We start from the raw sequence: 7566 nt of genomic DNA, 5'->3' as shown, positions 1-7566 counted from the left end.
TCGTGTTGGGTTGGGGGGGGGGCGGGCCCGCCCCGCGCGGGGGGGGGGGGGGGGGGGCGCGGGGGGGGGGGGGGGGGGGCGGCGGGGGGGGGGGGGGGGGGGGCGGGCCCCCCCCCCGGGGAGGTGCGGGGCCTACGAGGGGTCGTGCACCGTGCCGGTGAACTCCGGCCCGTCGTGCGACTCACCGGTCCCGTCGTAGACGGTCAGACGCAGCCGTACCGTCTCCTCCGGCTCGGTCACGGTGTCCGCGACGGTGGGGATGGTGATCTCGGCGCCCGTTTCGCCGGGCCGGACATCGACGAAGAGGCTGAGTCCCCTCAGCTGGGACAGTGGCCGCGACGGCAGGGGTGCCTCGCCTGAGTTCTCCCGCAGCCACCGGGGATCGACGTCGGTGGTGGACAGTTCGGCGCCACCGGTGACCCGCAGGACCTCGATGCCGGCCTGGACGTCCGCGTCGGACACCGCGGAGAGGGACACCCGCCAGGTCAGCGCCTGACCCTCGGCGGCCCGGGCGGCGGCCGGGGTCACCGTGACGGTGGGCGCCGGATCGTCGTTCCGCGCGATGACCCCGCCACGGTGGGCGCCGATCACCGCACCGTGGACCGCCTTCACGAAGACGTCGTGCGACAGGTCGTAGCCGAAGCGCGTGTTGCCCCGGACCTCGACCTTCACGTCGGGGCCGTGGCCGCCGGGTCGCACGGTCACGTCGCGCGAGGTGGCCCGGCCCGTCTCCGGATCGGCGACGAACAGCCGGACCCTGCCGCTCCCGTGCCCGGAGACCTTCACCGGCACGTGGTAGGTCCGGACACCCGTGTCGCCCTCCTTGACGGTCAGCCGGCCGATGTCGACGCGCGGCAGCGCCGCGGACCGGACGGCGGGGGTACCGGCGCGCCATCCCCACGCGTCGATGAGCCACGCCCGCCCGGACGACGTGCGCGGGACGATCTCCAGGGCCGTCACGCGGTGCAGGTCGATCCGCGCCCGGGTGGCGAAGCTCAGGGGTACCCGGACCTCCTGGCCCCAGTGGGAGGCGGTGCGCCCGGTTCCGGGCAGTCCGTCGAGGTGAACGCGCCCCAGGGTCGCCCGGTGGCCGGACGCGTCGGTGAGGGCGACGTCGAGCTGGGTGTCCCCGGTGTTCGGCGGAACGATCAGCCGCAGTGCCAGGGCCTCGGCCCCGGCGACCGAGACCGGCCTCGCCGAGCGGACCCGGACCGTGGAACCGGGCGCCGTCCACCGCAGGGCCACGGCGCGCCGGCCCGGTTCCTTCGGTGTCTCCCAGCGGGCGAAGTGCGGCGAGACGCCGTTCGCGCCGGAGTTGAGGCACGCGGCCGAGTCGTCGTCGTCCACCTCGGCGCACAGCCGGCCGCCGTCGACGGATACCGGTCCGTCCGGCAGGAACGCCGGGGTACGGCGTGCGCCGACCGCGTGGGTGAGAACGCGTGCCGGGCCGGCGGAGGGCGCGCGTCGCCCCGAACCGTCGAGCAGCGGTCGTACACGGTCGTCACCGGCGACGAACAGCCGCGCGGCGGCGGCGATGTAGGTCGCGCCGACGGCCTGCTGCTGACGGGCCGTCAGCCTGGTCGCGGTGCCCGGCGAGCAGACCCGGTCCCGGGAGTCCCCGCTCCAGAAGTCGTCGTCCGCCGGCGCCTGGGCCTGCCCCGGCGTCCATTCGCTGTTGAAGAAGTTGTGGTTGGCGCCGACCACGTAGACGGCGCTGTGCAGGGCGGCGCCGCGGCTGACACCGCGTGTGGCGTCCACGTACATCTCGCCCTGGAGGTCGGAGACGTCGCCGTCACAGCCGGGCAGGATCGTCGCCGACGGCACGTCAGGAGTCGGGTTCTGCCCGAAGATGGTGGGGCCGATCAGCACGGTGCCCCGGATGTGCCAGCGCACGGGGCCGCGGTAGCCGTCCTGGTCGGCGGGGGCGCTGTACAGGCTGTCCATGGCGGCCCGGTTCACGCCCTCGCCGCCGCGCGAGTGGCCGACGAGCAGGACGCGCGACAGATCGGCGGGCGCCGTCCGTCGCACGATCGCGGGTGCGGAGGCCGGGTGCGCCACCCAGTCCGCCCAGCGGGCCAAGTGCTGTCGCACCAGGGACGATCGGGCCTGCGCGCCGCCGTCCTCCGCCGCGTAGTCCTGTCCGTTGATGCCGTTGGCGGAGATGGACACGGTCACGTATCCCTGCGAGGCCAGCAGCTTCTGGGCGCTGAGGTAGCCCTTGTGGCTCGGGATAGGTTTCGAGCCCGCGGGGCAGGGCCATTCGCCGCCGACCTCGTCGCCGTGACCGGTGTAGCAGGTGGCGTGGCGGCCGTGCAGGAACAGTGCCAGCGGACGGTGTCCCGTGGCGTTCGTGGGCGCGACCACCACCGCGCGCATCTCCACGGGCGCGGAGAAGCCGGGCAGGCGCACGGCGGCGAGCGCGTAGTCACCGGTGGCCGTCCGGTAGGTGCCCGGCTTCCCCGGGTCGACCGCGTTGGCGGGAAGCCGGGTCACGGGCCGGGCGGTGACGCCGGGCCGCTGCCCGGAGGGCGGGTCCTGCTCGGCGCCCGCCGCGTCCAGACGCCGTCCGCCGGCCCGTGCCTGGAGGTCCGAGGGGTCCCCGAGCGGTGCCGCGCCGAGCGGGAGCCGGAAGGAGCGGCCGTCCGGCGCGCCGACGGGCCGGCCCAGGAGGCGGTCCCCGGCATAGAACGCGACGCCGGAATCGGTGACGGGCACCGGTGCGTCCGAGCGCCAGACCAGTTGTCGCGCCGCTCCCTCGCCGGTGACGCGCCAGCCGGCCGGTGGCCCGCCGTCGGGGTCCGAGGACCCGGGTCCCGCGGATCGCGCGGAACCGGCTGTGATGTCCTCCGCCTGGGTCGCTCCTGGCGATCCTGCGACCGCTGCGAGCAACACCGCAGCGACGACCCCTATTCGCCGGACACGGAACACGTTCTTCTCCTCAAGGTCGGCCTACGCCCCCGTCGCCCCGTTGGTCACGAAGCGCTCTCCCCGTCCCACGAGGACGGAAAGCGAGGCCGATGGGTTGCCTCATGTCACCGGCGTATCTCTGCCTCAACTCCCGCGCACAGTAGTGGAGTCGGAGTGTCGGGCGGGGCGAGGAGGTGCACCGGGGCGGGTGCCGGGGTACCACGGCCGACCTCGGTCACGCGTCCGGGCGGCCGTGCCCGGACGCGTGGCGCGAGGGCGCTCTCAGTCGTCCTCGGGACAGAAGAAGCTCCCGGAAGGCCCCCAGCGCGTCACCGCCGCCGCCTTCGCGGACACCGCCCCGCACGTCAGGCCGGTGATTTTGGTGCCGTCCTCGGTGATCTCCCGGATGTCGACTTCCTTGTCCACCGGATACTTGTGTCCCTTGCCGATGGTCATGATCCCCGACTCTCCGACGTAGTCGGTGACTCCGGTCGACTGGAGGAAGGTGACGACGGCGCTGGGGGTGAACTGCGGGTCGGTGACCGAGATTTCGTTCATCACCTTGAAGAAGACCTTCACCGCGTCGTACCCGGCCGCGGCGTCACTGTCGGAGGAGACCTCGAAGGACTTCCGGAAGTTCCGGACGAAGGGGCCCTGGGCGTCGGGCAGGCTGAACTGGGTGTAGAAGAGGCTGAGCGAGCCGTAGTCCTGCGGCATCAGTTCCGGGTGCAGCACGAGATTGGGAGCGGGGCTCTCGGCGAGAACGGCGACGCGGCCCTGGTGCGTACGGCATTGCTTGTCGCTCTGCAGGTAGTAGAACAGGTCGTGCATCACGCTGGATCGGCCCGCGTAGAGGATGAAGCCGTCCGTCCTGCGGATCAGCGCGCAGATGCCGGCCGCCACGGAGGGCGTCCGGCTGTCGTGGCCCGATTCGCCGTACGGCACCGGGTAGACCGGCCCCGCCGAACCGTAGGCGTCGGTGAACCGCTTCTTGAGATCCGCGCTGAAGTACCGGTCGTGGGGGTCGAAGACCACGACCGCGGCGGGCGCGGTATGGCCCGGACCGACCTTGGTCAGGGCCGCCAGCCGAGGTGAGTGCCGGGCGAACGACGCCATGATGCGCGCGACGCGTGCGTCGGGCGCCGAGAGCTGGAAGTACGACACCGGGGAGTCGCCTTCGACCATGGGCTGGCCCGAGACGCCGGTACCGAGGACCGTGACGCCCCGGGCGTCGAGTTCGATGGCGGCCTGAAGGGACTCGGGACGGCTCTGCGTGAGGCCGATGACTCCGGCGATGTGGTCCCGGTCGACCCGGTCCACGATCATGCGGGCCACGTCCACGTCACTGTGGTTCGTCGTGTTGAGCCCCCCGCGCGATCCGAAGGCGAAGTACTCCCCCGCGTTGGCGACGAGGAGCCTGATCGGCATCTGTGACTTGAGGTTGAGATCGTTGACCTGCTTCTGGGCGAGCAGCGCGCCCCGCAGCATCTGGAAGCCCGTCGGCACGGTACGGCGTGACGTGGAGCCGACGCTCAGCGGGGCGAAGAAGACCAGGGTGCGGTAGGGCTTGGTCCGGTCGACCTCCGCGTTCTGGCGGCCCAGCCGGGCCTCCAGCTCTCGCAACTCGGGTGCGTACAGGCCATGCGCGAGCTCGCAGTGGTCGGAGCCGTCGGTGATCCCGACGCGTTCGCCCGTGCTGACGCGCGGGCACCAGGTGTCGGTGGCGGGGGGTTTGGCGTCGCTGCCGGTGCCGTGGCGCGTCTCGCCGGGCCTCAGCACCTGGGCGAGTCCGGCGGCGACCACCGCCGCCACCGCCACAGCGGCCACGACGGGACGGAGCCAGTCGCCCGCGCGCCGGTCGCGGGAACGCACGGTCCGTTGCACGACCGGCCGTTCGGCCGCCGTCCCGTTGTCGGGCTCGCGTGACAGCGGCACCACCCGCACCGCTTCGACCGGCTGTCCGGAAGCGCCGGCCGCCAGCAGCGACGCCACCGCCTGGGCCGTCGTGCCGTCGTCGCCGTGCCGGGTGCCCTGGAACGGGAGGCCCTGCCGGGGCAGGCCGGCGGCGTACGGCGGGATGTCCGCCGTGGCGGCGCCCAGCACGAGCACGGGGCAGGTCCCGACATCCTCGGAGACGGCGGAGAAGGAGTTCAGGAGCTTGCGGCTCGGGGAATCGTCACCGCCGACCGTCGGCAGCAGCAGGACGAAGGGCCATCGCCGCCGGGGCCTGCGCACACTCCACACCGGCGGGCGCGCCGCCCTGGCCAGGTCGTGGATCAGCGCGGTCAGCAGGACCTGCCGGACCACCGCCTCGTCGCGGGCCGATACGGCGGACATCGCGGCCCGGGCCGGAGCCGCCGGCGCACCCGCGTCGGCCGGTGCCTCCTGACCGGCCCTCTCCTGTGCCCTGGACCGCAGTTGGGCGTCGCGCAGGGACATCGCGGCGTTGAGGAAGCTGCGCCCCGGCTCGTCCAGCATCCCGCCGACCCACCGGAAGCGGGCGCCGCGGTCGATCCGTACGCCGTACGACCACCGCCACAGCCAGGCCAGTGGTGTGGTCACCACCCTCGTGATCGCCGACCACTGCTTGGCTCCGAGTTCGTCGCCGAGGCGCGTGACCTCGGCGGCGAACCCGAACTTCCAGGCGTACTTGTCGTAGATCCGGTCCCGCAGCGCCCGGCGTTCGTCCGTCACGTCCCCCGGGACGATGTCGGCGCGCAGCACCGACAGACAGGCGTCGAACTCGGTGAGCCGCAGAGTGCCGGAGCCGTCCGGCATGGTGGTGCGCAGTTGGCGTGCCACCCGGTCCAACAGCCGTACGTGCGGGCCCTCGTACACCTCCCCGTCCTCCGCGGGGCGGTCGCAGGCGAGCAGTTCCTCGTCGACCAGCGCGTGCGGCGCGAGGCTGGCCAGGTGGCCCGTCTCACCGGTGGTGAGGCGCACCAGGCGGTGGTGGTAGACGTGCACCAGGGCCGAGAGCGCCGGATCCGGTTCGCCCCGCCCGGCGTCGGCCGCCGCGACACCGGCCGCGGTCGTGCCCGCCCGGGTCGTGCCGGTCGCGGGCTCGCGGACGAGCAACAGGGCGGGCAGCCGGTGCCGTGAGCCCCGCCGCCTGGGCGGGATGCCGGTTCGCCGGTCGACGACGTAGCGGTCGATCACACGGACGATGTCGTCGAAACCGCAGGGCAGGACGAGATCTTGTTCGTCCGTCCGATGGGGTTGCGGCACGCGGGCCTCCCGGACGCTGAGAAACAGGAGGCGAGCCTAGGAACGGCCGGGCGAATTCACCGTGCTTTGCCTCTAATAGGCGCTCATTGAGCGATTACGGCCGCTTGCCTTTCGGATCGGGCGCGCCCGAGGGGCTCCAGCGGGGCGCGGTGTGCGGACCGTTCCGTGATCGCGCCCGCCGTACGGCCGTACGCGCGCGGCCGGTCACTTCCACCCGTAGGCGTAGGCGGCCACCCAGGTGATGTCGAGTTCGGCGCTGCTGCCCGGTGCCGCGCCGGGGCCTTCGAGCGCGCTCTCGTTCTGCAGCACCCAGGACAGCGGTGCGGAGGGAACCCCGCGGGTGTCCTCACCGGTCTGTCTGCCGTCGACGAAGAAGCGCACATGTCCCGGTGTCCATTCCGTCGAGACGGTGTGCCACTCGTTCCACGCGGCGTCGCTCGGGAAGTAGCCCTGCTCTCCCCCTCCGCACGGATGGTGGAACGCGGTGAGGCTGCCGGTCCACTCTCCTTCGGGGTGGTCCATCTCGCAGCCACCGCCGTAGTGCAGCCACGCGGACTTGTATCCGGGAGCAACCTTCGTCACCTTGATACGAGCGCTGTACTTGCCGTACGCCATCCGCATCACGGCACGCGGTACGACCGCCGCGGCGTGCACGGGCCCTCCGTCCTCGGGGCGCCACATCCGGATGCGCATCACCCCGTCGCCCCTCTCGCCGGGACCCACGCTCACCGTGTCCTCGGGGTGGTACTCACCGACGACGTCACGGCCCCGGTCGTTGGCGGTGTCCTCCCAACCGGCCGGATAGGCCCACCAGTTGTCGCGGTACGTGCCAGTCAGCCCACCGCAGAAGGCGCCGGACGTGTCGACGCGGTGGTCGCAGTCGCCGAACGAGCCCAGCGGCACCCGGTCGCCGTTGAAGTCCTCCGCGAGGACCTGCCAGAACGGCCCGCAGTCACCGCGGGGCAGGACGGTGCCCGTGTCGTGACAGGCATCCGCCGAGCGGGGTGCCCCGTCGGCACGGGGAACCCAGAACAACGCGCCGGCCAGGAGGACGAGGCCGAGGGGCATGAGCAGAGCGCGCCGGCGTCGGCCGGGCGCCGCGTGTGATCCCATGGCAAGCCTCCCTCGCTCCTCACCGTGCGAGCACCACCGCTCTCCCCGCGCGCGAGGTCCGCGAGAACCGCTCCGGACCCCGACCACGACAGGGAGCACCGCGCGAAGACGCATCCTCGCGTCACGACAGGCGCGACACCACCCCGCGAACGCCACTCGATGCGGATGGTCCGGCTCCGATACCCCGGGGAATCCGGTCCTTTCGACCGGCGACGGGTCCCGGGCGTGCGGCGGGGCCCCCGGGGCCGGCTCGCCCCCCGGGCCCCCCCCCCGAGGCGCAAGGCCGGGGTAGGATAAAAAAAAACACGCCCCCCCGAA

3 protein-coding genes are annotated in these 7566 nt (G+C 73.0%); all 3 read right to left on the bottom strand.

Going from position 1 to position 7566, the window contains the following annotated elements:
• Positions 1-132: 132 nt before the first annotated feature.
• A complete protein-coding gene (locus ACFWBT_RS40045) occupies positions 133-2928 on the bottom strand; it encodes a hypothetical protein (protein ID WP_385708914.1) in 2796 nt (931 codons plus the stop codon).
• A 261-nt stretch (positions 2929-3189) separates the two neighbouring features.
• The gene (locus ACFWBT_RS40040; protein ID WP_385708911.1) at positions 3190-6135 is read right to left on the bottom strand and encodes a hypothetical protein; all 2946 of its coding nucleotides are present in this window, start codon (positions 6133-6135) and stop codon (positions 3190-3192) included.
• A gap of 204 nt (positions 6136-6339) precedes the next feature.
• Positions 6340-7248, bottom strand: coding sequence for a glycoside hydrolase family 16 protein (locus ACFWBT_RS40035; protein WP_385708909.1), 909 nt, complete (start codon positions 7246-7248; stop codon positions 6340-6342).
• Between the last annotated feature and the right edge of the window lie 318 nt (positions 7249-7566).

Source organism: Streptomyces sp. NPDC060027 (assembly GCF_042737005.1).
Taxonomy (GTDB): Bacteria; Actinomycetota; Actinomycetes; order Streptomycetales; family Streptomycetaceae; genus Streptomyces.
The sequence above is the reverse complement of the archived record's forward strand: the minus strand, read 5'-3'. Positions and strand labels throughout refer to the sequence as shown.